Here is a 23,141-nt window from a genome sequence, read left to right on the forward strand (position 1 = left end):
TGCGAGATACTTGATCCACCGCGATGAGGCATGCATGATTTGCCCCTCACGGGACGTGCACCGCAGAGCCTCGGCCGAGGCCGCGCGGCGTCCGCAAACCTGGAGCCCATATTGACGCAGCAACCCCCCTCGGTGCCCGCCCTGCACCCGCACTACGACGCCCTGATCGCCAGGGCCCGCACCTTGCCGCCTCTGCGTGTGGCCGTGGTCCATCCCTGCAACGACGTCTCCCTGGGTGCTGCCCTTGAATCGGCCGAACTGGGACTGATCACGCCGGTGATGATCGGCCCCCGGCAGAAGATCGAAGCTGCTGCTGAACAACTCGGTCGCAGCCTGGCGGGCACCTTGATCATCGACGCGCCTCACAGCCATGCCGCCGCCGATGCCGCCGTGGCCATGGTGCTCAAGGGCGAGGTCGATGCACTGATGAAGGGCAGCCTGCACACCGATGAGCTGATGGGCGCCGTGGTTCGCCGTGAAGGCGGCCTGCGCACCTCGCGGCGCATCAGCCACTGCTTCGTGATGGACGTGCCGGGGCATGACCAACCGCTCATCATTTCGGACGCGGCCATCAACATCGCCCCCACGCTGGAGGAAAAGGCCGACATCGTGCAGAACGCGATCGACCTGGCCCACGCGTTGCACCTGCCCGCCGTGCGCGTGGCCATCCTGTCGTCGATGGAGATCGTGAACCCGAAGGTGCCTTCCACCATCGACGCGGCAGCCCTGTGCAAGATGGCTGAGCGGGGCCAGATCACAGGTGGGCAGCTTGACGGTCCGCTGGCCATGGACAATGCCATCGACCCGGAGGCCGCCCGCATCAAAGGCATCGTCTCCACGGTCGCCGGGCAGGCCAATGTGCTCATCGTGCCTGACCTGGATGCCGGCAACATGCTGGCCAAGAGCCTGACCTTCCTGGCAGGGGCCTACTCGGCGGGCATCGTGCTGGGGGCCAAGGTGCCGGTGATCCTGACCAGCCGCGCAGATTCAGAGGCGGCTCGCCTGGCATCGTGCGCGGTGGCATCGATGCTGGCCCAGGCTGGGCGCGACAAGCTGATCAAGGCGGTCGGATGAGCGGTTCGATCCATGCGCGGCAGGGCCTGCTGCTGGTGCTCAATGCAGGCTCGTCGAGCATCAAGTTCTCGGTGTTCGAGGTCGAGCCGGGTGGGGCGCCGCAAGAGCGCTTCGGCGGGCAGGTCGAAGGCATCGGCGGTGCGGCGCGCTTCACCGTCAAGTCATCCGATGGCGAACCGGTGGGCGAACATGCATGGCCTGAAGGCGTCACCGTAGACCACGAGCAGGCCTTGCACCAGATCGACGATTGGTTGAATGCCCACCTGCAGGGGCGTGCCTTCCTGGCATGCAGCCACCGTGTGGTGCACGGGGGGCTGAAACACGCAGCGCCTGTGTTGATCGATGACGCTGTCCTGACCGAGCTGGAGGCGCTGTGTCCGCTGGCCCCACTGCACCAGCCCCACAACCTGGCACCCATCCGAGCGATGCGCGCACGGCTGCCGAACCTGCCCCAGATCGCCTGTTTCGACACGGCCTTCCACCGGGGGCAGAGCGAGGTGGTGCAGCAGTTTGCGCTGCCACGGGCCATCACCGAAGCCGGCGTGCGCCGCTACGGCTTTCACGGCCTGTCCTATGAGTACATCGCGTCGGTGTTGCCGCAGGTGCATCCGCGCCTCGCCAACGCACGGGTGATCGTGGCGCACCTGGGCAATGGCGCCAGCCTGTGTGCCATGCAGGGCGGGCGCAGCCTGGCCTCGACCATGGGCTTCTCGGCGCTGGATGGCCTGGCCATGGGCACCCGCTGTGGCGCGCTGGATCCGGGCGTGGTGTTCCACCTGCTGCGCGAGATGAGGCTGTCGCCAGAGCAGGTCGAGCACATGCTCTACCACGACAGCGGCCTGCTGGGCATGTCGGGCGTCTCGAACGACATGCGTGCCCTGCGCGCCCGGGCCACCGAGCCCCAGGTGCGCCAGGCCCTCGACATCTACGTGCACCGCATCGTGCGCGAGATCGGATCGATGGCCGCCGTGCTCGGTGGGCTCGATGCGCTCATCTTCACGGCCGGCATCGGCGAGCATGGGGTGGACACGCGTGCCGAGGTGCTGCAAGGCTGCCGCTGGCTGGGCTTGGAGCTCGATGCCGAACGCAACGCGGCCAGCGCCGCCTGCATCACGCGGGGTGATCCTGCGGAGACACCGTCGGCATGGGTGGTGCCCACGGACGAAGAAGGCATGCTGGCGCGCCATGCGCTGGACGTGTTGGCCCGCACCGCGTGACGGAACGCGGCCGTCAAGGAACTGACCGATCGATCAGGCCCAGGACGCGGCATTCCTGCACCAGGCTGCGTGCATCGCCTGCATCGAGTGGCGTGAGCAGGAAGCCGCGCCGGCGCTCTCCCTCTCGAGTGCGCTGAGCACGCCACACCTGGAGCTCGCCCGCGCCGATCTGAATCGATGCAGGCGTGCTTGATCCGGCCGGGTCTATCTGCAAGCGGTGTTGGCCGGGCCGGACATCCACCCCCAGCACCGAGCACGGGATGGTCTCCTGCAACAGCTTGCCGTCCAGGCGAAGCGTGGCATGGCCTGAGGCGTCGGTCCAGTCGTTGCGCACGATGAGCAGGCGTGCCCGGTCCATCGGCGGGGGGCTCAGGCGGTGCACTGCGGCGATCTGGCCCGCGGTAGACGGCGGCGCGGTGGTGCAGGTCCGCATCACGCCCTGGCGATAGCACTGTTCGGACTCGGCGCTGCGTTTGCTGGCAGGTGGTGTGCTGCAAGCGCCTAGCAGGGCACACAGGGCCAGGATGGCCAGTGGGGGATGGCGTCTGAAATGCCAGCTGATACACGTCAAGGCTTGTCTCCTGCGGGCGCTGATACAGCCGCCTCAGGGCTTGATTCTGCGAGCTTTGAATGAAAGCAAGGTTTGGAATTGTTGCAGGCTTGGCTGCCATAAGGCGGTCATGGGGCGTCATGAACCGTTCGGTTCAGCCCCGGAAGCGAAAGCCCTGCTACGCTGGCGACGCCATGCCCAAGCCCGCCCCCCGATCAACACCGGCCAGCCAGACGCGGCGCTCGCTGCTCGCCCGTCTGGTCGCCACCTTGTTCGGCGCAGGGCCTCTGGCGGCCCTGGCCGCGCGGCGCAAACCCAAGGTGAATCCGCCCGTGGGGCAGCCCTCCTGGCGCCCTGACCACATCGTCATCGTCATTCTTGAGAATCTGTCGGCGTTCGATGCCACCGAGGCCCAGCTCAAGCGTGGTGATGCGCCGGTGTACTCGGGTATCGCCAACTGGCGTTTCCTGAACCAACTGGCCCAGGATGGGGCCCGGTTCACCAATGCGCATTTCACACGCACGCCTTACGGCTCCGAATGGCCCACACGGCCCAGCCAACCCAATTACCTGTATCTGTTTTCCGGCCATCACCAGGGTGTGCTGCCGGCATGGTTCGAAGACGCCCGGTCACCCTACACCGGGCAGGCGCTGTTCAACCGCGATGGCGGGCGGTTGCCGGTCCCACGTCAGACACGGATCGGCGTGGGCAATGCCAATCTGCCCGAGGATTGGCTGCCTCTGTGCTCGCCCAATCTGGGCGCGGCGCTGATGCAGTCCGGCCGCAGCTTTGCCAGCTTCAGCGAATCGCTGCCATACCCCAGCTGGAACTGTGGCACCGACGACCGTGTGGCCGCCTGTGCCGACAGCCATGCCGCCACAGACCTGTACCGCCGCAAGCACAACCCGGCCGTCAACTGGACGGACCAGCGCGCCCCCACCAGCCCACGCGGGCGCCACGGCGATCTGGCGAATCACGTGATGCCGGTGAGCGTGAACCTGGGTTTCGCGCCGACGCGCGATCCGGTGCTCAAGCGGGCCTTCCGGGGTTTTGCGCAGGATGCAGGTGGCAAGCCTCTGGCGTTCGACAGCCTGCCCCACGTGTCCATCGTGGTGCCCAACGAGCAGCACGATGCGCACAGCAACACCGCGCAGGTGGCTGATGACTGGCTGCGCGAGCACATCGGCCCCTATGCAGCCTGGGCCCGGGCAAACAACAGCCTGCTGATCGTCACGTTCGACGAAGACGGCAGCACCGACCGCCGCCAGGGCGATCCCTACCTGACAGGGGCCCACCGCATTCCCACCTTGTTCTACGGCGCAGGCGTGAAGCCGGGCGATGTGGCGCAGCGGGTGGACCACCTCAATGTACTGGCCACCGTGCTGTGGCTCAACGGGGCGCTGGACCGCTTCAAGGCGGATTTCCGGCGCTTTCATGGCGTGATCGAAGGCTCGGGCTCCGAGGCCGAGAGCGAGTGGTTGAACCTGCAGCCTGTGACCGAAGTGTTCAGCGCGGTTCGACCAGCACCAGGGTCTTGACCGAATTGGCCAGGAAGCATTCTTCATGCGCGAGCCGGTGCAGATCATGCAAGGCATCGGCATCGGGTTGAAGCTCGCCCGAGAAGGCGATCTCCGGGCGCAGCGTGACGGTGGCCATCACCATCTTGCCCTCGGTGTTCTCGCGCAGCAGGCCGGTGGGTGCGTCGTGGTAGCGGTCCACCCGGTAGCCGCGGTTGGCGGCGATGGCGAGGAACCACAGCATGTGGCAGCTCGACAGGGCCGCGATGAACATTTCTTCCGGGTCCACGGCGGCCTCGGTGGACATGGGCGGTGCCACCACGTGAGGCGAGGACGAACCAGCGACCTCCACGCCTCCATCGAAGCGCAGCACATGGGCACGGCTGTAGCGCTTGTCGGTGAAGGGCTGGTCGCCGCGTTCCCAGAGCACTTCGGCGGTGTGATGGTGTGGCATGGGGCTCCTGACGTGTGGGCTTGAAAGCCCTTTGCGGCATTATCGGCCGAGGCTCAGTCAGGCGCCACCAGGGCGGCACCTTGCACGTACACGTCCCACCCTTTTTGCTTGGCGCGCAGCTTGGCCTGCGCGGCGGCCGATGCCACCTGGTCAGGCTCGCTGAACTGCCCCGGCGCCACGCACAGCGCGCCGATGGACAGCGTGGTCAGCGGGAAGAAGCGCTGCACGCCTTCGCGGTCTTCGCTGTCGATGCCTTCGCGCGCCAGGGCGACCTGGTCGTAGAAGGCGCGCACGCGCTCGTTGAACTCACACACCGTGCGTTCGCAGCGCGTGAACCAGTCTTCGCTCTGGAACAGCACGACGAAGTCGTCGCCGCCTACATGCCCGATGAAGTCACGGCGTGCGTCGCAGCAACCAATGAAGGTGCGCGCCGCCAGCCGGATGACCTCGTCGCCGCGCCAATAGCCGTAGTGGTCGTTGAAGGGCTTGAAGTGGTTCAGGTCACCGTAGCAGGCCACGAAATCACGCCCGCTGGCCAACAGGCGGGCAATGTGCTCGCTGATGGGAATGTTGCCCGGCAGGAAGGTGAGCGGGTTGGCGTGGCGCGCGGCCTCGATGCGCACCTCCGTGACCGAGCGGACCAGGCTCTCGCCGGTGCCAATGCCCAGGTAGTGCCCCGCCTCGGTGACGATGAATCCGTCGGTCAGGTAGCGCTGGTCTTCGGAGGTGAGCACCCCCGTGAGCTCATCGATGCCGGTGTGCTTGTCCAGCACCAGGGGTGTGGTGTTGGCGAACAGCAGACAGGGCTGGCGCCCATAGACCTCCTTGAAGAAAGGCTTGGCATAGCGGTCCATGAACTTGTCGCGGTTGAGCAGCCCGACCGGCCGCTGCTCCTGCAGCAGGGCCACGCTGTGCAGACTCTCGTCGGCACGGAAACAGCGCTCGGCTTCATCATGCGTCGTGTGGACGCTCAGGCTGGCCTGCAGCAGCGTGATGCGCTCGACTGTGAAGGCGCTGCGCGTCGAGCGGGCAGGGTGGGGCAGCACGGCGATGTCGCCCTGGCTGAACACGGCGCCGGCCTGCTCCAGCACCTGGGGCGCGGGAAGCGCCTGTGGCCGTCCGAGGAAGTAGCCCTGGCCCAGCTGGATGCCCAGATCCCGCACGGCCTTGACGTCGTCGGCCGTTTCCAGCCCTTCGGCCACCATGGTGGTGCCCAGGGTTTCGGCGATGCGGGTGAGGGCGCGCATGGTCTGCACTTTGTCCGCCTGGTGGGCCACGTCACGCGCGAAGTACTTGTCGATCTTGACGTAATCGGGTTGCAGCTCGGACCACAGGCGCAGGCTGGAGCGGCCGTCGCCGAAGTCGTCCAATGCGATCTGTACGCCGTGCGCGCGCAGGGGCTTGAGCGCTTCGATCAGCGCGGGAAGATCCCCCACGCGCTCATGCTCTGTCAACTCGATGGCGATGGCCGCGGGCGACAGCCCGAAGCGTCTCAGTGCCGCGATGCGCCGCTGCAGCGACTCGCAGCGCAGCACGTGCATCAACGCCTCGGCACTGAGGTTGATGAACAGCTTGCCCGGTGATTGGGTGGGTGTCCAGCTGCGAACGGCGATGCGCAGACAGGCTTCCTCGAGTTGCAGGCTCAAGCCTTGCGTGTAAGCCTGTGCAAAGAGCGCATCGGGCCATTGCAAGGGTGTGTTCTCGGGGCCCCGCACGAGGGCCTCATGGCCGAACAGGGCGCCATCGCTCAGGCGCACGATGGGCTGGAAATGCATGCGGAGCGATCGATGAGCCAGGAGGCTGGCCACGCTGTCGCCCACGTCGGGCGTGCTGTGGACCTTGGGCGCTTGCAAGGACATGGAGGTACTGCTTGTGATGGGACGCCGGCATCATCGGCCTCCTTGATGACGGCTTGAGGGCTGCAACAGCCACTCGCAAAAAAATGGCGGTGGTCATTGTTCTGACATCAAGTTGTCACGCTTGATGGGGCAAAAGGCCATCTGCAAGAATGGGCACGCGCTCCTTGATTTTGGATGCACTGATCGCCGCTTCAACTGTTCCACCATGGCCACTTTCGACCCCACCATCACGATCTATCACAACCCCCGCTGCGGCACGTCGCGCAACACCTTGGCGATGATCCGCAATGCAGGGATCGAGCCCCAGGTCATCGAGTACCTGCAGACGCCGCCGAGCCAGGAGACCTTGCGTGCCTTGGTGGCGTCCATGGGCACCTCGGTCCGTGAGCTGCTGCGAGCCAAGGAGCCTCTCTGTGCTGAACTTGGCCTGGACGATCCTGCAGTGCAGGATGCCGTGCTGATCGAGGCCATGGCCGCGCACCCCGTCCTGATGAACCGGCCCGTGGTGGTGACACCGATGGGCACCCGGCTGTGCCGTCCTTCAGAACTGGTGCTCGACATCCTCCCTGCGGCCCAGCAAGGTCCGTTCACCAAGGAAGATGGGGAGGTGGTGATCGACGAGACAGGGCAACGGCGGGCGGGATGAGCCCTGGCCCTGTGGGCACGCTGCTTGCCGTGCAGTGGCTATCGCATTGACAGGAGTGCCGCCATGTCCACAGACACGCAAACCATACAGGATGCCGCCGAAGATGCCCAATCCAGGGAATCCGTCGACATCCATGACAAGGCCTCGCTGAAGCAGTGGGCCGCGGCCCTGGGCCTGACCACCGAAGCGCTGGAAAGCGCCGTGCTCAAGGTGGGCCCACGCGTTGACAAGATCAAGGATTACCTCACCGCCGGGATGGCTGGTCACCAGCAGGGCGGCTGAGCCTGCTCAGTCCCGCAGGTTGTCGGGCGGGGGCAGGCCCTTGCGGCCTACTTGCTCGGTGCAAGTGGCCCACCATGCCTGTGCCGGGGGCCGTTGCTCTTCCCGGGACTTGTCCAGTGTGTGTTGCCAATGCGTGTCGGCGGCGCATTGGCTGAAATGGCCGACCTGGCTGGCGTCAAGGCCCTGGGCTGTCAGGTAGGGGCCGAGCGCTTTGCGGGCAAGTTGCTCATTGCGGGCGGTGATGGTGGGCTTGCTGCAAGCCAATGCGGCCTGGGTGGCTTGCGCCGTGTAGTCCGCAGTTGCGCTTTCTGGCAATGTCTCCATGGCCGTGGCCGCACACGTGCAGATGTCGCCGATGGCTTTGAAATTCGGCCGTTCGCTGGGCAGCGCCACACTGAGCAGGCGCTCTACTCGACCTGGGCATCGTGCCTTGAACGTGCGCATCATGTCTGCGCGTGTGCTTGGCGCCTCCTGGGCTGACGGAACTGACTGATCCAGCGATACTTTGGAGGGCGTGACCGCCCAGGCCCCCTTGGGCAATGCCAGGCCTGCCAGCAGCCAACCCGCCACCACGGCAGACGGAACGATCTTGGGCAGGGCACGCAGGGACAGTGGCTTTTTCATGGGCGACAACGGTTGTCGGATAATGAAAGAAGTCTAATCAGCCGCAGTGGCGCCACCACTAGAGACTTCTGCGGAGCGTGTTTTCCCGCGCGTTCCATGCCCGCCGCGGCCAACCCGGTGGGTGCCGAAGGCCTATAATGCCGCTTTACCACCGCAGCGCCCGCATTTCCGGCGGGCGCTTTTGCGCAATGACCAAGTTTGTCTTCGTCACGGGCGGTGTGGTGTCCTCGCTTGGCAAGGGCATCGCCGCCGCGTCACTGGCCGCTATTCTCGAATCGCGTGGCCTCAAAGTCACCCTCATCAAGCTCGATCCCTACATCAACGTGGATCCGGGCACGATGTCGCCGTTCCAGCACGGAGAGGTGTTCGTCACCGACGACGGCGCCGAAACCGACCTCGACCTGGGCCACTACGAGCGCTTCATCACCACGCGGATGAAGAAGGCCAACAACTTCACCACCGGCCAGATCTACAAGAGCGTCCTTGAGAAGGAACGTCGTGGCGACTACCTGGGCAAGACCGTTCAGGTCATCCCCCACATCACCAACGAGATCCAGGATTTCGTGCGTCGTGGCGCCGGTGTCGGCACGGCCGATGCCGTCGACGTGGCCATCGTCGAAATCGGCGGTACCGTGGGTGACATCGAATCGCTGCCTTTCCTGGAAGCGGCGCGCCAGATGAGCCTGAAGTCGGGGCCGGCCAGCACGGCCTTCGTGCACCTGACCTACGTGCCCTTCATCGCGGCCGCTGGCGAGCTCAAGACCAAGCCCACGCAGCACACGGTGCAGAAGATGCGCGAGATCGGGATCCAGCCCGACGCGCTGCTGTGCCGGGCCGACCGTGCCATCCCCGCTGATGAACGCGAGAAGATCTCGCTGTTCACCAACGTGGCCGAATCCGGCGTGATCTCGGTGTGGGATGCGGACACCATCTACAAGGTGCCCCGCATGCTGCACGAGCAACACCTCGATGACCTGATCTGCACCAAGCTGCAACTGCAGACCAAGCCGGCTGATCTGAGCCGCTGGGACACGCTGGTGCACGAGGTGGCCAACCCCAAGCGCGACGTCACCATCGCCATGTGCGGCAAGTACACGGACCTGTCCGATTCGTACAAGTCGCTCAACGAGGCGCTGCGCCACGCCGGCATCCACAACCATGCCCGCGTCAACATCGAGTATGTCGACTCCGAAACGCTCACGCCCGAAACGGCCGAGCAACTCGGCCAGTACGACGCCATCCTGGTGCCCGGCGGCTTCGGCAAGCGTGGCGTGGAAGGCAAGATCGTGGCGGCTCAGTACGCCCGCGAGCACGGCATTCCCTACCTGGGCATCTGCCTGGGCATGCAGGTGGCCACCATCGAGTACGCCCGCCACAAGGCCGGCTTGGCCGGTGCCAACAGCACTGAGTTCGATGCCACCACGCCGCACCCCGTGATCGCCCTGATCGACGAATGGCTCGATGCAGACGGCACCGTGCAGAAGCGCGATGCAGGCTCCGACCTGGGTGGCACCATGCGCCTGGGCGCGCAAAGCTCGGACGTCAAGGCCGGCACGCTGGCCCACGAGATCTACGGCCCGGTCGTGACCGAGCGCCACCGCCACCGCTACGAGGCCAATGAGCACTACCTCGACCGCCTGCAGCAGGCCGGCCTGGTGATCTCGGCCATCACCCAGCGCGAGAAGCTCACCGAGATGGTCGAGCTGCCGCGCACGGTGCATCCGTGGTACGTGGGCGTTCAGTTCCACCCCGAGTTCAAGTCCACCCCCTGGGACGGCCACCCGCTGTTCATCGGTTACATCAAGGCCGCGCTGGACCACCAGGCCGCCGGCCAGGCCGAGGCCTGAGCCCCGGCACGACCGACACACAGAGACCGGAGCACACCATGAAACTCTGCGGATTCGACATCGGCCTGGACCGGCCCTTCTTCCTGATCGCCGGCCCCTGCGTGGTCGAGTCCGAGCAGTTGCAGATGGACACGGCCGGCACGCTCAAGGAGATCACCTCCGCGCTGGGCATCCCCTTCATCTTCAAGTCGAGCTACGACAAGGCCAACCGCTCGTCGGGCACCTCGTTCCGTGGCCCCGGCATGGACAAGGGGCTGGAGATCCTGGCCAAGGTCAAGCGCGAGCTGAACGTGCCCATCCTGACCGATGTGCACACCGAGGCCGAGATCCCCACGGTGGCCTCGGTGGTTGACGTGCTGCAGACGCCGGCCTTCCTGTGCCGCCAGACGGATTTCATCCGTGCGGTGGCCCAGTCCGGCAAGCCCGCCAACATCAAGAAGGGCCAATTCCTGGCCCCGGGCGACATGAAGAACGTGATCGACAAGGCCCGTGCCGCCGCGCGCGAAAAGGGCCTGCCCGATGACGTGTTCATGGCCTGCGAACGTGGTGCCAGCTTCGGCTATAACAACCTGGTATCGGACATGCGCTCGCTGGCGATCATGCGCGAGACGGCCGGCCCGGTGGTGTTCGACGCCACGCACTCGGTGCAGCTGCCGGGCGGGCAGGGCACCAGCTCGGGCGGGCAGCGCGAGTTCGTGCCCGTGCTGTCGCGTGCGGCCGTGGCCGTGGGCATCTCGGGCCTGTTCATGGAAACGCACCCTGATCCTTCCAAAGCCATGAGCGACGGCCCCAATGCCGTGCCGCTCAAGCACATGAAGGCCCTGCTCGAAACGCTGGTCGAGCTGGACCGCATCACCAAGAAGAACGGCTTCCTGGAAGCGAACTTCTCGGCCTGACGCCCTGACGATTCCCGCAGTTCCACACATCTCCATAACTTTCAACATTTCTTGAGGATTCAGACAGATGAGCGCCATCGTTGACATCATCGGCCGCGAGATCATCGACAGCCGCGGAAACCCGACCGTCGAGTGCGACGTGCTGCTGGAAAGCGGCCACATGGGCCGTGCTGCCGTGCCCTCGGGCGCTTCCACCGGCTCGCGCGAAGCGATCGAACTGCGCGATGGCGACAAGTCCCGCTACCTGGGCAAGGGCGTGCTCAAGGCCGTCGAGCACATCAACACCGAGATCTCCGAAGCCGTGCTGGGCCTGGACGCTTCCGAGCAGTCCTTCCTGGACAAGACGATGATCGACCTGGACGGCACGGAGAACAAGAGCCGCCTGGGCGCCAACGCCACGCTGGCCGTGTCCATGGCCGTGGCCCGCGCTGCTGCTGAAGAAGCCGGCCTGCCCCTGTACCGCTACTTCGGCGGCATGGGCGCCGTGCAGCTGCCGGTGCCGATGATGAACGTCATCAACGGGGGTGCGCACGCCAACAACAACCTCGACCTGCAAGAGCTGATGATCCTGCCGGTGGGCGCGCCCACCTTCCGCGAGGCCATCCGCTACGGCGCCGAGGTGTTCCACGCCCTCAAGAAGATCATCCACGACAAGGGCCTGAGCACCGCCGTGGGCGACGAGGGTGGTTTCGCCCCCAGCGTGGCCAGCCATGAAGCGGCCATCCAGCTGATCCTGGAAGCCATCGACAAGGCCGGCTTCACCGCCGGTGAGCAGATCGCCCTGGGCCTGGACTGCGCCGCCAGCGAGTTCTACAAGGACGGCAAGTACCACCTCGAAGGCGAAGGCCTGAGCCTGACCGGTGAGCAGTGGACCGACATGCTGGCCACCTGGGTCGACAAGTACCCCATCATCAGCATCGAAGACGGCATGCACGAAGGCGACTGGGCCGGCTGGGCGCACCTGACCGAGCGCCTGGGCAAGAAGGTTCAGTTGGTGGGCGACGACCTGTTCGTCACCAACACCAAGATCCTGAAGGAAGGCATCGACAAGGGTATCGCCAACTCGATCCTGATCAAGATCAACCAGATCGGCACCCTGTCGGAAACCTTCGCCGCCATCGAAATGGCCAAGCGCGCGGGCTACACCGCCGTGATCAGCCACCGCTCGGGCGAGACGGAAGACAACACCATCGCCGACATCGCCGTGGGCACCAACGCCGGCCAGATCAAGACCGGCTCCATGAGCCGCTCGGACCGCATCAGCAAGTACAACCAGCTACTGCGCATCGAAGAAGATCTGGGCAACGTGGCCGTGTACCCCGGCCGCAGCGCGTTCTACAACCTGCGCTGATCTCCGTTGGTCGCGGGCTGCGGCAGCAGCGCGCTGGCAATGCATGAGGGCCCCTTGACGGGGCCTTTTTCATGGCCCTCTGCATCCGTCATGTCGACACCACATCCTGAAGGTGAGGGGGATGAGCATTTCATTTTGTTAAGTTTGTAAGCCAAAATGTGGTCCTGTTTCAATGAAATCTGCTGGGAGGTCGGTTTGAGATTCGTGTTTGCAATGGCCACGATGGTGGCGACAGTTGTGGTTGTGGGTTGTGCATCTGTTCCACAAGGGCCGGTGGACATCAAGCCCGCCACCCTTTCCGGCAACAGCACGCGCATCGGGGTGGCCATGACAGCCGTACCCAAAGTCGATACGAGCTTTCCTGGCGCTGGATGCCTGCTGTGCCTTGCCGCAGCGTCCATGATGAACAATTCGTTGACGGATCACATCAGGACATTGCCGCCAGAAGGCTTGGACACCCTGAAGCAGGAGATCGCCCAGGCCATCACCAAGAAGGGTGCCACAGCCGTGGTGATCGCCGAGCAGATCAATGTCGATGATCTTCCTCGCTCCTCTGGCAGTGCGCCCAACACCGCTCCCAGGGATCACTCTTCGTTCAAGCAGAAATACCAGATCGACAAACTGCTGGTGATCAATGTGAGCTATGTGGGGGTCGAACGCGCGTATTCGGCCTATGTGCCGACGACCGACCCCAAGGGTGCGCTGCGTGGCACCGGCTATCTGCTGGACCTCAGCAGCAACACCTACGAGTGGTACCTGCCTGTGGCAGTCATCAAAGGCGCAGAAGGCAATTGGGATGAGCCCCCCAAGTTTCCTGGCGTGACCAATGCCTATTTCCAGGCGCTTGAACAAGGCAAGGAAACATTCCTGACGCCTTTCAAGTAAGGCACGGAACAAAGCCGCCGCAGCACTGGCGGTTTTCGGGCATCCCGCTGGCATGTGGGGTGCCCCATTCATATCCAGGGGAACTCATGGACAAGAACTCGCTGCTGGCCGGCATTGGCGCGGCATGGGTGTGTTTGGCGATGTCCGGGCAAGTCCGGGCGCAGGACGTGGTGCCTGCGGCGCCGGCCGCACTGGCGCCAGAGCCCGCTGCCAGCGAAGCCTCCCAGGCCAGTGCAGCTCTGTCGTGGGGTTTCGTGCTGCCCGAAGAGAACGCGCTTGTTCCGTTTCGAGGCGCCGTCAACCACGACACGACAGGGCTGGGCGCAGGTGCCATGCTGTATCCCGCCGTGGGGGGTATCGGCGGGCTCATCGCAGCGGTCGTGACGCACGGTGTCCTTGTTGAATCCGCCAAGAACAGCCAGAAGACACAACTGCAGGAGGCCGCCAACCGTGTCTTGCAGCCTTATGAGTCCGTCCTGGGCGGATTCAGGCAGCATGACCTGATGCAGCAGGCCCTGAACAAGGCCCGTACCCCCGGGCCCAAGAAGCTGGCAACCATGCCGACAGAGATCCGGCACGGGCGGTGGATCCAATGTGCGCCCCAGTTTCTGTTGACGCAAGACCACAGGGCCGTTGTGCTCGAGAACGCAGTGACCGTGGCGACGCCCGGGCGCCCCGAGCCTTTCAAGGCCGTCATCAAGGTGGTTTCCCTGCCGGCAAAGACAGACGCACCCACGGCCTGGTGGGGCGAGGCTGAAGGGGCCCGCTTGAAGGGGGAAAGCGCGGGCCTGTTGGCAGAGTCTGTGGATATCGCACTGGCTCTGGCCCGTCAGGAAGCGGCGGGGGCCGTGGGCCAGGCCGTGGTGCACAAAACCGTTCGTTATCCTGAAGGCGGTGTGCGCAAGATGGAGCGCGCAGAGGTGCTGTCACAGACGTGCGAACGCCTTCTCATCCGTAACCTGCGCGGTGACCTGATGTCCGTTCCCTTGCTGGAGCCCGCGGACAGCTGCCTGGTGGCCGCGCAGGCGCCGGTGCAGCCCTGAGGTTCTCTGCTAAGCTTTCTGGATGCGCGCTGTCACCATGATTCTGCTGGCCCTTCTGGCCGTGGTCCATGCCGAACTGTGGTTCGGCAAGGGCGGGGTGCCGCGCGCCATGTCCCTGCGCACGCACCTGCAGGAGCAGAACGAGCGCAATGCGGCCGCCGAGGCCCGCAACGAGCAGGTGGCGGCCGAGGTGCGCGATCTGCAGGAGGGCCTGGACATGGCCGAAGAGATCGCCCGCACCGAGCTGGGCATGGTCAAGCCTGACGAGATCTACGTGCAGATCACCGCGTCTGCCCGCTGAGCCGGGTCTTCTCCGATCAACTGCCTGAGCCTGATGGCTGCTGCTTCATGAGCATCCCGTTCACCGATTTGCCCATCGCCGATGCCTTGGCCTGGGTGGACCCTTGGCTTGCCACCTGGTTCACTGCCTGGGGCGTGCCCGTGAGTCGGCTTGAAGGCGTGGCTTGCGTGCTGTCGCTGGCCATGGTGGGTTTCAACCTGCGCGTCAACCCGCTGGGCTGGCCGCTGGCCATCATCAGCTCCGTGCTCTATGGGCTGCTCTTCGCCCGCAGCAAGCTGTATGGCGAAGCCTCGCTGCAACTCGTCTTCGTGGCGTTGGCAGCCTGGGGCTGGTGGCAATGGGTGCGTGGCACCGATGAGCAGGATCACCGGCTGCGGGTGCGCATCCTGCCAGCACTGGGGCGCTGGCGTGCGGTGCTGCTGTTCCTGCTGCTGTGGCCCCTGATCGGCCTGCTGCTCGACCATGTCACGGATTCGGACGTGCCTTACTGGGATGCTCTGCCCACCGCAGGCAGCCTGGTAGGTCAGTGGCTGCTTGGGCGCAAGTGGGTGGAGAACTGGCCCTGCTGGGTGGCCGTCAACCTGGCCAGCATGATGCTGTTCGCGCACAAGGAGCTGTGGCTCACCGTGGGCCTGTATGGCGTGTTCGCCGTGCTGGCGCTCTGGGGCTGGCGGCAGTGGCACCGCAAGGCCCACGGAGAGGGCATCAGCGGCCCCTTGCCCCAGGGGCTGTGAGGCGCATGGCAGGCTTGTCATCCCCTGGCCAGATCGTGGCCATCGTGGGCGCCGAGAGCACAGGCAAGTCGACGCTGGTGCGTGAACTGATGCGTGTGCTGTCAGCCCGTGGTCTGTCGGTCACGGTGGTGACCGAGGCACTGCGGGACTTCTGCGACCTGCATGGCCGCACGCCGCGTGCCGATGAGCAGGCGGCCATCGCAGCGGAGCAGACCAGGCGCATTGCCGAGGCCGCCCAGTCCCATCGCCTGGTGTTGGCCGACACCACGGCCTTGATGATCGCGGTCTACAGTGAGCTGATCTTCCAGGACACCAGCCTGTATGCCCAGGCCGAACGTGATCACACGCAGGCGGCCATGACCTTGCTGACGGCCCTGGACCTGCCCTGGGTGCAGGATGGCCTGATCCGCGATGGCCCACAGGTGCGGCTGCCCGTCGACAACCTGGTGCGCCAATCCTTGCAGCGCATGGGTGTGCCCTATGCCGTGGTGGCCGGCGTGGGCGTGTCCCGGGTGCAGCGGGCGCTGGAGGCGGTGGAGCATCTGCTGGACGCGCCGGCCAGGCAGGCCAAAGCGGGGCAGGGTACACGCTGGCGGTGGTTTTGCGAAAACTGCGACGACGGTGAGTGCGAACAGCACTGGTTGCCACGGGCCGCGCCGTGAGTGGGCCTGAGCAACTGCCGGTGCTGTGGCGCGACGATCGCCTAGTCGCTGTGCACAAGCCACCGGGCTGGCTCGTACACCGCACCGGCCTGGATGCCCACGAAACACGCTTCGTGGTGCAGACACTGCGTGATCAGCTGGGCCAGCGTGTGCACCCGGTGCATCGCCTGGACAAGGGCACCTCAGGGGTGCTGCTGATGGCCCTGGATCCGGAGGCCGCACGCCTGGTGGCGCAGGCCTTCGAGGCGCGCCAGATGGACAAGGGCTACGTTGCCTTGGTGCGGGGCTGGGTGCCTGACGCGGTGCGCGTCGATCACCCGCTCAAGCCCGATGACGCACCGGCCGATGCACCGGCCCAGCCCGCCGTGACGGACTTCCGTTGCCTGATGAGGCTGGAGCTGCCTGAGGCGGTGGACCCACGGCATGCGACCACGCGGGTGTCGCTGGTGGAGGCGCGGCCGCTCACCGGCAGGCGTCACCAGATCCGCCGCCACCTCAAGCACCTGTCGCACCCAATCATCGGCGATGCCACGCACGGCAAGGGGCCGCTCAACCGCTGGTGGGCCGAGCGGCTGGGCTTTCAGCGCCTGTGGCTGCATGCTTTCGAACTGGCCTTCACGCATCCCTTCAATGGGGGTACCCTGCGGGTCGAGTCACCCTGGCAGGTCGATGCCCATTGGCAGCACCTGCTGCATACCTTGCACGCACACGAGGTGGCCGGGGTGGGCGGATCTCACACCCCATGCATCGAATCACCGATAAGCGTGCCAAAGGCCTGCTAATCCTCGTTTCAGCCCATCAAGTCGCCGCCGATACTGAACGGTAAGCCGTCGACTGGTCTGACGGCACCTGAGGGTTTCGAGAACCATGGCGTCGCTGATCACCAGTTTGTCCACCGCACAGATCGCTTCGCTGTCCGCGAAGTCGATCTCCATTTTGGGGACGGACGACTGGGCCGTGTTTTCCACGGCGCAGATCGCCGCCTTGTCGACCAGCCAGATCACATCGATCGGCACCACCGCGCTGCTGTCGCTCACACCAGCCCAGTTCGCGGCCTTCGAGACCGCCGACATCCGCCTGTTCAACAGCGTGCAGATCCAGGCGCTGGGCGCAACGCAACTGGCGGCGCTGACCACCAGCCAGGTCAACGTGCTCACGAGCACGCAGGTCCGCGCGCTGACATCCACGCAGATCGCCTCGCTGGAGAGCGAAGAGCTGCGGGCGCTCAACACCACCCAGGTGGCGGTGCTGAGCACCAGCCAGGTCGGTGCGCTGAGCACCGCGCAGATCGGGCAGATGGAAACGGCCGATGTACGGGCGATCAACACCACCTCTCTCAAGAGCCTGAGCACGGCCCAGATCGAGGCGCTTGCCACCACGCAGATCCAGGCGCTGAGCAGCGCCCAGGTCAAGGCCCTGGAGACCGTGCAGGTGCAGGCGCTCAAGACCGAGCAGGTGGCCTCGCTGGTCACCACCCAGGCGGCGGCACTCACCAGCACGCAGGTGGCGGCGCTGGCCAGTTCTCAGGTCAGCGCCTTGAGCACGGACAGTGTCGCCGCGCTGCAGACATCCGCCTTGCGCGGGCTGGGCACCGAGGGCGTGCAGGCTTTGAGCACCAGCGCCGTCGTGGCCTTGACCACCGCGCAGGCGGCCTCTTTGAGCAGCACACAGGTGTCGGGCCTGAGTTCGACACAGGCCGCTGCGCTGGAAACGGCCGATCTGCGCAGCGTCAGCAGCACGGCCTTGGGCGCCTTGGGCACCCAGCAGGTGGCCGCCCTGGGCAGCAGCCAGGTGGCGGCACTCACGACGGGGCAGGTCAAGGGCCTGGCCACGGAGCAGGTGGCGGCGCTGGGCACGCAGGAAGTGGCCGCGCTGACCTCGCAGCAGGTGGCCACACTCAACAGCAACCAGGCCTCGGCCCTGGTCACCCAGCAGGTGGCCGCACTGGAGACACTCAACATCCGTTCGCTGGGCACCACCGCCCTGAAGGCCTTCAGCACCAGCCAGATCGAGGCCTTGAGCACAGCCCAGGTGGCTGCGCTCAACACGGCCCACATCCGGGCGTTGAGCACGGAGCAGATCCGAGCCCTGCAGACGCAGGACATCGCGGCACTGACGACCTCGCAGGTGGTCGCGCTGTCCAGCACGCAACTGGCCGCCTTCAGCACGGCTCAGATCGCCGCCTTCGAGACGGCGGATGTGGCCGCCTTGCAGACGGCCGCGTTGCGGGGTTGGGGCAGTGACGCCTTGCGTGCGCTGACCACGGCCGAAGTGGCGGCGTTGAGTACCGTGCAGGTGGCCTCGCTGACCAGCGCTCAGGCCTCGGGCCTGAGCACAACGCAGATCGCGGCGATGGAAACGGCCGATGTGCGCGCGCTCAGCACTGCGACACTGCGCGGCCTGAGCACGGCCCAGATCGAGGCGTTGACCTCGTCGCAGGTGGCGGCCATGGGCACGGTGCAGATCAAGGCTTTGACCACGGTCCAGGTGGCGGCCCTGAGTACCGAAGACATCGTCGCGTTGAGCACCTTGCAGGCCGCTTCGCTGGACAGCACACAGCTGAGCGCCTTGACCACGGCGCAGGTGGCGCAGTTGGAAACGGTCGATCTGCGTGCCCTCAACACCGCGGCCTTCCGTGGCCTGACAGCGGCCCAGATCGAGGCCTTGACCACCAGCCAGGTGGCCGCCTTGAGCACCGCGCACATCAAGGCCATGGGCACGGCCCAGATCGCGGCCATCGCCACGGATGACGTGATGGCGATGACGACGGCGCAGTTCGCTGCGCTGTCGAGCGTGCAGGTCAATGCCTTGACCTCGGCTCAGATCGCCGTGCTGGACGCGGCTGATTTCAATGCCATGGGCACGGCGGTGCTGCGCAGCCTGGGCACGGTGGCCATGGCGGCCCTGAGCACGGACCAGATCGTGGCCTTGAGCACGGCCCAGGCCGCCGCCCTGGGCAGCGACCAGTTGGCCGCCCTGAGCACGGCCCAGATCGCCGCCTTCGAGACACGCGATGTACAGGCCCTGTCCAGCGCTGCCCTCCGTGGCCTGAGCGTGGCGCAGCTCGACGCCTTGAGCAGCGAGCAGATCGCCGCGCTGAGCACGCGTCAGATCGTGGGACTGACCTCGACCCAGGTGGGTGGCTGGTCCACGGCCGATCTCAATGCCTTGAGCACCGTGCAAGCGGCGGCTTTGGGCAGCAGCCAGATCGCGGCACTGAGCATGCTGCAGATCGCCAACCTGGAAACGGCGGATCTGGCAGCCTGGTCCACGGGCAGCCTGAAGGGCCTGAGCACCACCCAGATCGTGGCGCTGAGCACCGAACAGGTGGCAGCCCTGACCACCACCCAGTTGAAGGCGCTGGGCAGCACCCAACTGGCCGCGCTGAGCACAGCGGACATCGTCGCGCTCAGCACCGCCCAGGTGGCCGCCTTGTCTAGCACGCAGCTCAATGGCCTGAGCACCACCCAGATCTCGGCCATCGAGACAACGGACCTGGCCGCGCTGGGTACCACTGTCGTGCGGGCCCTGAGAACCGAGGCCATCCAGGCGTTGAATGATGCCCAGTTGGTGGCATTGACCACGGCGCAGGCCGCATCGCTCACCAGCAACCAGGTGATGGCCCTCGGCACGGCGCAACTCACGGCACTGGAGACCGTGGATCTGCAGGCCCTGTCGACGGCCGCGGTTCGTGCGCTGAGCGTGGCCCAGATCGCGGCCCTCACACCGGATCAGTTCAATGCCCTGACCACCCGCCAGATCGGCTCACTCAGCACCAGCCAGGTCCAGTCGCTCACCACCGACCAGGTGGTGGCCTTGAGCACCACCCAGTTCTCTGCGCTGTCCAGCACCCAGGTAGGGGCGCTCAGCTCGGCCCAGATCGCGGCCATCGAAACCGAAGACCTGCGTGTATTGAGCACCGGTACCGTGCGCGCACTCAGCGTGGAGCAGATCGATGCGCTCAGTTCGGCCCAGTTGTCATCGCTGACCACGGCTCAGATCAATGCGTTCACCTCAGCGCAACTGGCCGCGCTGGCCGCCGATGACATTGCTGCACTGACCACCGCGCAGTTCGCTGGTCTGTCGTCCACCCAGGTGGCCGCTCTGAGCGAAGACCAGGTGGTGGCCATCGAAACGGAAGACCTGGCCGCCATGGCCACGGCCGCCTTGCGCGTGATGGGCACGAGCCAGCTTTCCAGCATGAGCTTGGAACAGATCGCCGCGCTGACCTCGACGCAGGTTGGCGCGCTCACTTCCACCCAGGTCAAGTCGCTGACGCTGGAGCAGGTCGCCGCCATCGAGACGGCGGACCTGGGGGCGCTCAGCACATCGACCTTGCGGCAGATGAGCCTGGAGCAGATCGTGTCGCTGAGCACGGCGCAGATCGCCGCGCTGAGCACCGTGCAGGTGAACGGCCTGGGCAGTGCCCAGGTGGCCGTGCTCTCGGCCGATGGCATCGCGGCGATGACCACCGCGCAGTTCGCGGCGCTGTCCAGCACCCAGGCCCAGGCCCTGACGGCCGAACAGGTCGCCGTCATTGAGACCCAGGATCTGGCCCAACTGAGCACGGCGGCCATCCGCGTGCTGGGCAGTGACCAGATCGCAGCGCTCAGCGAGGCGCAGATCGTGGCCTTGGGCTCGGCGCAGATCGGCGCCCTGGGGTCGACCCAGGTGCATGCCCTGCGGGCAGAGCAGATCGCCGCGATCGAAACAGACGACCTGATCGCCTTGAGCACGGCCACGTTGCGCACGCTCAGTGCTGAGCAGCTCGATGCCTTCACCACGGCCCAGATCGCGGCGTTGGGCACGGAGCAGGTCAATGGCCTGAGCACGGCCCAGATCGCCTCGCTGTCGTTCAACAGCGTGATGGCCTTGAACACCACGCAGTTCGCGGCCATGGGCAGCACACAGGCGCGTGCATTGACGACCGAGCAGATCACCGTCATGGAGACGCAGGATGTGGCCGCGCTGACCACCAGCACGCTGAGGGCCCTGGGCACCGACCAGGTGGCCGCGCTCACGCACGATCAGATCATCGCCTTGAGCACGGATCAGATCGCAGCACTGAGTTCCGATCAGGTGCGCGCGCTCACGCCTGATCAGATCATGGCCTTGCAGACCGAAGACCTGGCGGTGCTGGGCACGGGCATGCTGCGGGCCATGGGCACTGAACAGATCGATGCGCTCTATGCCGAACAGATCGCGTCGCTCAGCGCGGCACAGATCAATGGCCTGAGCACGCTGCAGGTGGCCTCCCTGTCGTACGAGGATGTGATCGCGCTGACCACCACGCATTTCGCGTCGCTCTCCAGTACGCAGTTGCAGGCGTTCACCAATGAGCAGATCACGGTGATCGAGACGGAAGACCTTGCCGCGCTCAACACCACGGCGCTGGCCGCCTTGAGCACCTCGGCGATCGCAGTGCTGGGGGTAGAGCAGACACAGGCCCTCACCACGGCCCAGATCCATGCGCTGGGCACCGCGCAGGTGGCCGCGTTCACTCAAGACCAGATCGCTCACCTGGGCTCAGGTCAGTTGTCGGTCCTCGGTACGCAGGCCATCGCGGTGCTGTCGGTCAGCCAGTTGGAGGGCCTGACGGCCGAGCAGATCAGCGTTCTGGGCACGGCCCAGATCGCTGCTTTGGGAGCCGATCAGGTCACGGGTCTGCGGGCTGACCAGATCGCATCCTTCGGGACGGCGCAGATCGCAGCGCTGTCTTCAGGGCAGGTCGCGGCGCTGGAGCTCGATGACATCGCCTCGCTGGGCACAGCCCAGGTGATCGCCTTGAGCACGGCACAATTTGCCTGGCTCAGCACCTCGCAGGTGGCCACGCTCAATGCTGAGCAACTGGCTGCGATGGAGACGCGCGATGTGCAGGCGCTGTCTTCCAGCCAGGTGCATGTCCTGGGCGTGGAACAGGTGGCGGCGTGGAACACCGCGCAGCTCACCGCGCTGTCGGCCTCGGGCATCAAGGGTTTGAGCGCCGACGTGATCGGCGGCTTCGGCAGCCACGAGATCGCGGCGCTGGGCACGGCGCAGGTGGCGGCCTTCACCACCGAGCAGATGGCGGTGCTCACGGTCGATCACGTGTCGGCCATGAACACGGGGGACATCGCGGCCTTCTCCGCCGCAGGCGTGGCAGTGCTGTCGACCGACGTGATCGCGGCGCTGTCCACGGCCCAGTTCTCGTCGTTGAAGTACTTCACGCTGCAAGGCCTGACGGTGGATCAGATCGCCGCCATCAGCACCGAAGACATCGTGGCCATGACCGCGGTGCAGGCCAAGGCCTTCACTGTCGACCAGATCATGGCTTTCACCACGGCCCAGATCGTGGCCTTCGAGACGGCGGATCTGGCGGCCATGTCCATGGCGCAGTCCAGCGCGTTCACGATGGACCAGCTCAACGCCATGAGCAACGACCAGTTCTACGCGATGCAATCGACCTCGCCCATCGTGCTGGACCTGAACTTCGACGGCGTACAGACCGTGGCGGCCAGCCATGGAGTGCACTTCGACATCACGGCCACGGGGCGAAACAGCCAGGTGGGCTGGGCCTCGGCGCAGGACGGCCTGCTGGTGATGGACCGCAACCATGACGGCCTGATCAACGATGGCTCGGAGCTGTTCGGGGCGGCCACGCGTCTGGCCTCGGGCGCACGGGCCGGTGATGGCTTCAATGCCCTGGCGGAGCTGGATGCGAACCACGATGGCCGGATCTCGCAGGCCGATGCGCACTGGAAAGATCTGCAGGTATGGGTGGATGCGAACCAGAACGGCATCGCCGACTCGGGAGAGCTCAAGTCGCTGGACGAACTGGGCATCACCGCGCTGAACCTCGATGCCGTGCGTGGTACAGAGATGGACAACGGCAACCTGCTGGGCCTGGTCTCGAGCTACGAGACCAGCAACGGCCAGCAGCACGAGATGACCGACGTGTGGTTCAGCAAGCACCGGGTGGACACGGCCGATGTGCTGGCCGGCCCGTCGACCGATCTGTTCGCCGCATCGCCAGATGCGGCGCAGGCCACGCTGGCCGGTGCTGCCGCAAGCTCCAAGGCGCATGGGGAAGGGCCTGGCGGCCAGGGCGCCACGCCATCGACGGACGATGCCCCGGTGCTGCATGCCAGCACGACTCGCCTGCTGGACGAGCAGCAGAACCTGGGTGGCCCGCTGATCTGATCAGGCGAATGAGCGAACGG

At 65.7% G+C, this 23,141-nt stretch carries 19 protein-coding genes; 15 read left to right on the top strand and 4 right to left on the bottom strand.

Annotated features, from left to right (window positions below):
* Positions 1-111 precede the first annotated feature (111 nt).
* Together EIP75_RS04150 and EIP75_RS04155 are read left to right on the top strand one after the other, a co-directional pair.
* A complete protein-coding gene (locus EIP75_RS04150) occupies positions 112-1,074 on the top strand; it encodes a phosphate acetyltransferase (RefSeq protein WP_233584672.1) in 963 nt (320 codons plus the stop codon).
* Positions 1,071-2,291: an acetate/propionate family kinase gene (locus EIP75_RS04155; protein WP_125241980.1), complete on the top strand. Its 1,221-nt coding sequence runs from the start codon at positions 1,071-1,073 to the stop codon at positions 2,289-2,291. Before EIP75_RS04150 ends, EIP75_RS04155 begins: the two co-directional genes overlap by 4 nt.
* A 13-nt stretch (positions 2,292-2,304) precedes the next feature.
* On the opposite strand, the gene EIP75_RS04160 is transcribed toward EIP75_RS04155, so the two are convergent.
* Positions 2,305-2,862 carry a hypothetical protein gene (locus EIP75_RS04160; RefSeq protein ID WP_125241981.1) on the bottom strand — a complete coding sequence of 186 codons (558 nt, stop codon included), beginning with the start codon at positions 2,860-2,862 and terminating at the stop codon, positions 2,305-2,307.
* Positions 2,863-3,035: 173 nt separating this feature from the next.
* On the opposite strand from EIP75_RS04160, the gene EIP75_RS04165 reads away from it, so the two are divergent.
* Positions 3,036-4,379: an alkaline phosphatase family protein gene (locus EIP75_RS04165; protein WP_158622737.1), complete on the top strand. Its 1,344-nt coding sequence runs from the start codon at positions 3,036-3,038 to the stop codon at positions 4,377-4,379.
* Here EIP75_RS04165 and EIP75_RS04170 read toward each other — a convergent pair.
* Together EIP75_RS04170 and EIP75_RS04175 are read right to left on the bottom strand one after the other, a co-directional pair.
* A complete protein-coding gene (locus EIP75_RS04170; protein ID WP_125241983.1) occupies positions 4,348-4,812 on the bottom strand; it encodes an OsmC family protein in 465 nt (154 codons plus the stop codon). The two genes, EIP75_RS04165 and EIP75_RS04170, sit on opposite strands and share 32 nt — an antisense overlap.
* A 53-nt stretch (positions 4,813-4,865) precedes the next feature.
* Positions 4,866-6,671: a GGDEF domain-containing protein gene (locus tag EIP75_RS04175; protein ID WP_125241984.1), complete on the bottom strand. Its 1,806-nt coding sequence runs from the start codon at positions 6,669-6,671 to the stop codon at positions 4,866-4,868.
* Positions 6,672-6,876: 205 nt separating this feature from the next.
* Here EIP75_RS04175 and arsC point away from each other — a divergent pair, with 205 nt between their 5' ends.
* Together arsC and EIP75_RS04185 are read left to right on the top strand one after the other, a co-directional pair.
* Positions 6,877-7,317: an arsenate reductase (glutaredoxin) gene (gene arsC, locus EIP75_RS04180; RefSeq protein ID WP_125241985.1), complete on the top strand. Its 441-nt coding sequence runs from the start codon at positions 6,877-6,879 to the stop codon at positions 7,315-7,317.
* 63 nt (positions 7,318-7,380) lie between these two features.
* Positions 7,381-7,599, top strand: a complete 219-nt coding sequence (locus EIP75_RS04185; protein WP_125241986.1) for a DUF3606 domain-containing protein — start codon at positions 7,381-7,383, stop codon at positions 7,597-7,599.
* A 6-nt stretch (positions 7,600-7,605) separates the two neighbouring features.
* On the opposite strand, the gene EIP75_RS04190 is transcribed toward EIP75_RS04185, so the two are convergent.
* Complete coding sequence (locus EIP75_RS04190; RefSeq protein ID WP_125241987.1) at positions 7,606-8,223, bottom strand: hypothetical protein; 618 nt, start codon at positions 8,221-8,223, stop codon at positions 7,606-7,608.
* 188 nt (positions 8,224-8,411) lie between these two features.
* Between EIP75_RS04190 and pyrG the strand changes: the two genes are divergently transcribed.
* From pyrG to EIP75_RS04240, 10 genes are all read left to right on the top strand, one after another.
* A complete protein-coding gene (gene pyrG / locus EIP75_RS04195) occupies positions 8,412-10,070 on the top strand; it encodes a CTP synthase (protein ID WP_125241988.1) in 1,659 nt (552 codons plus the stop codon).
* A 38-nt stretch (positions 10,071-10,108) separates the two neighbouring features.
* Positions 10,109-10,966 (top strand): 3-deoxy-8-phosphooctulonate synthase, encoded by an 858-nt coding sequence (gene kdsA / locus EIP75_RS04200; protein ID WP_125241989.1) that lies wholly within the window; start codon positions 10,109-10,111, stop codon positions 10,964-10,966.
* Between the two features lie 67 nt (positions 10,967-11,033).
* Entirely contained in the window at positions 11,034-12,317 is a 1,284-nt protein-coding gene (gene eno, locus EIP75_RS04205) for a phosphopyruvate hydratase (RefSeq protein ID WP_125241990.1), read from the top strand.
* A gap of 213 nt (positions 12,318-12,530) precedes the next feature.
* On the top strand, positions 12,531-13,202 hold the full coding sequence (locus EIP75_RS04210) for a hypothetical protein (RefSeq protein ID WP_199758491.1): 672 nt from the start codon (positions 12,531-12,533) through the stop codon (positions 13,200-13,202).
* An 86-nt stretch (positions 13,203-13,288) separates the two neighbouring features.
* Positions 13,289-14,245 (top strand): hypothetical protein, encoded by a 957-nt coding sequence (locus EIP75_RS04215; protein WP_125241991.1) that lies wholly within the window; start codon positions 13,289-13,291, stop codon positions 14,243-14,245.
* Between the two features lie 22 nt (positions 14,246-14,267).
* Positions 14,268-14,546, top strand: coding sequence for a cell division protein FtsB (ftsB, locus tag EIP75_RS04220; RefSeq protein WP_125241992.1), 279 nt, complete (start codon positions 14,268-14,270; stop codon positions 14,544-14,546).
* 47 nt (positions 14,547-14,593) lie between these two features.
* On the top strand, positions 14,594-15,280 hold the full coding sequence (gene pnuC / locus EIP75_RS04225; protein ID WP_125241993.1) for a nicotinamide riboside transporter PnuC: 687 nt from the start codon (positions 14,594-14,596) through the stop codon (positions 15,278-15,280).
* A gap of 5 nt (positions 15,281-15,285) precedes the next feature.
* Entirely contained in the window at positions 15,286-15,942 is a 657-nt protein-coding gene (locus EIP75_RS04230; RefSeq protein WP_199758492.1) for an AAA family ATPase, read from the top strand.
* Positions 15,906-16,724 carry a pseudouridine synthase gene (locus EIP75_RS04235; protein ID WP_233584673.1) on the top strand — a complete coding sequence of 273 codons (819 nt, stop codon included), beginning with the start codon at positions 15,906-15,908 and terminating at the stop codon, positions 16,722-16,724. Before EIP75_RS04230 ends, EIP75_RS04235 begins: the two co-directional genes overlap by 37 nt.
* An 85-nt stretch (positions 16,725-16,809) precedes the next feature.
* Positions 16,810-23,121 (top strand): beta strand repeat-containing protein, encoded by a 6,312-nt coding sequence (locus tag EIP75_RS04240; RefSeq protein WP_125241994.1) that lies wholly within the window; start codon positions 16,810-16,812, stop codon positions 23,119-23,121.
* The last annotated feature ends 20 nt before the right edge of the window (positions 23,122-23,141 follow it).

The organism is Aquabacterium soli (assembly GCF_003933735.1).
Taxonomy (GTDB): domain Bacteria; phylum Pseudomonadota; class Gammaproteobacteria; order Burkholderiales; family Burkholderiaceae_C; genus Aquabacterium; species Aquabacterium soli.

Excerpts from the sequence above, each read along its gene's own strand:
- EIP75_RS04185 (WP_125241986.1), top strand. The coding sequence starts at position 7,381 with ATGTCCACAGACACGCAAACCATACAGGATGCCGCCGAAGATGCCCAA.
- EIP75_RS04170 (WP_125241983.1), bottom strand. The coding sequence starts at position 4,812 with ATGCCACACCATCACACCGCCGAAGTGCTCTGGGAACGCGGCGACCAG.
- arsC (WP_125241985.1), top strand. The coding sequence starts at position 6,877 with ATGGCCACTTTCGACCCCACCATCACGATCTATCACAACCCCCGCTGC.
- ftsB (WP_125241992.1), top strand. The coding sequence starts at position 14,268 with ATGCGCGCTGTCACCATGATTCTGCTGGCCCTTCTGGCCGTGGTCCAT.
- EIP75_RS04165 (WP_158622737.1), top strand. The coding sequence starts at position 3,036 with ATGCCCAAGCCCGCCCCCCGATCAACACCGGCCAGCCAGACGCGGCGC.
- pyrG (WP_125241988.1), top strand. The coding sequence starts at position 8,412 with ATGACCAAGTTTGTCTTCGTCACGGGCGGTGTGGTGTCCTCGCTTGGC.
- eno (WP_125241990.1), top strand. The coding sequence starts at position 11,034 with ATGAGCGCCATCGTTGACATCATCGGCCGCGAGATCATCGACAGCCGC.
- EIP75_RS04240 (WP_125241994.1), top strand. The coding sequence starts at position 16,810 with ATGGCGTCGCTGATCACCAGTTTGTCCACCGCACAGATCGCTTCGCTG.
- pnuC (WP_125241993.1), top strand. The coding sequence starts at position 14,594 with ATGAGCATCCCGTTCACCGATTTGCCCATCGCCGATGCCTTGGCCTGG.
- EIP75_RS04190 (WP_125241987.1), bottom strand. The coding sequence starts at position 8,223 with ATGAAAAAGCCACTGTCCCTGCGTGCCCTGCCCAAGATCGTTCCGTCT.
- kdsA (WP_125241989.1), top strand. The coding sequence starts at position 10,109 with ATGAAACTCTGCGGATTCGACATCGGCCTGGACCGGCCCTTCTTCCTG.
- EIP75_RS04175 (WP_125241984.1), bottom strand. The coding sequence starts at position 6,671 with ATGTCCTTGCAAGCGCCCAAGGTCCACAGCACGCCCGACGTGGGCGAC.
- EIP75_RS04215 (WP_125241991.1), top strand. The coding sequence starts at position 13,289 with ATGGACAAGAACTCGCTGCTGGCCGGCATTGGCGCGGCATGGGTGTGT.
- EIP75_RS04210 (WP_199758491.1), top strand. The coding sequence starts at position 12,531 with ATGGCCACGATGGTGGCGACAGTTGTGGTTGTGGGTTGTGCATCTGTT.
- EIP75_RS04230 (WP_199758492.1), top strand. The coding sequence starts at position 15,286 with ATGGCAGGCTTGTCATCCCCTGGCCAGATCGTGGCCATCGTGGGCGCC.
- EIP75_RS04155 (WP_125241980.1), top strand. The coding sequence starts at position 1,071 with ATGAGCGGTTCGATCCATGCGCGGCAGGGCCTGCTGCTGGTGCTCAAT.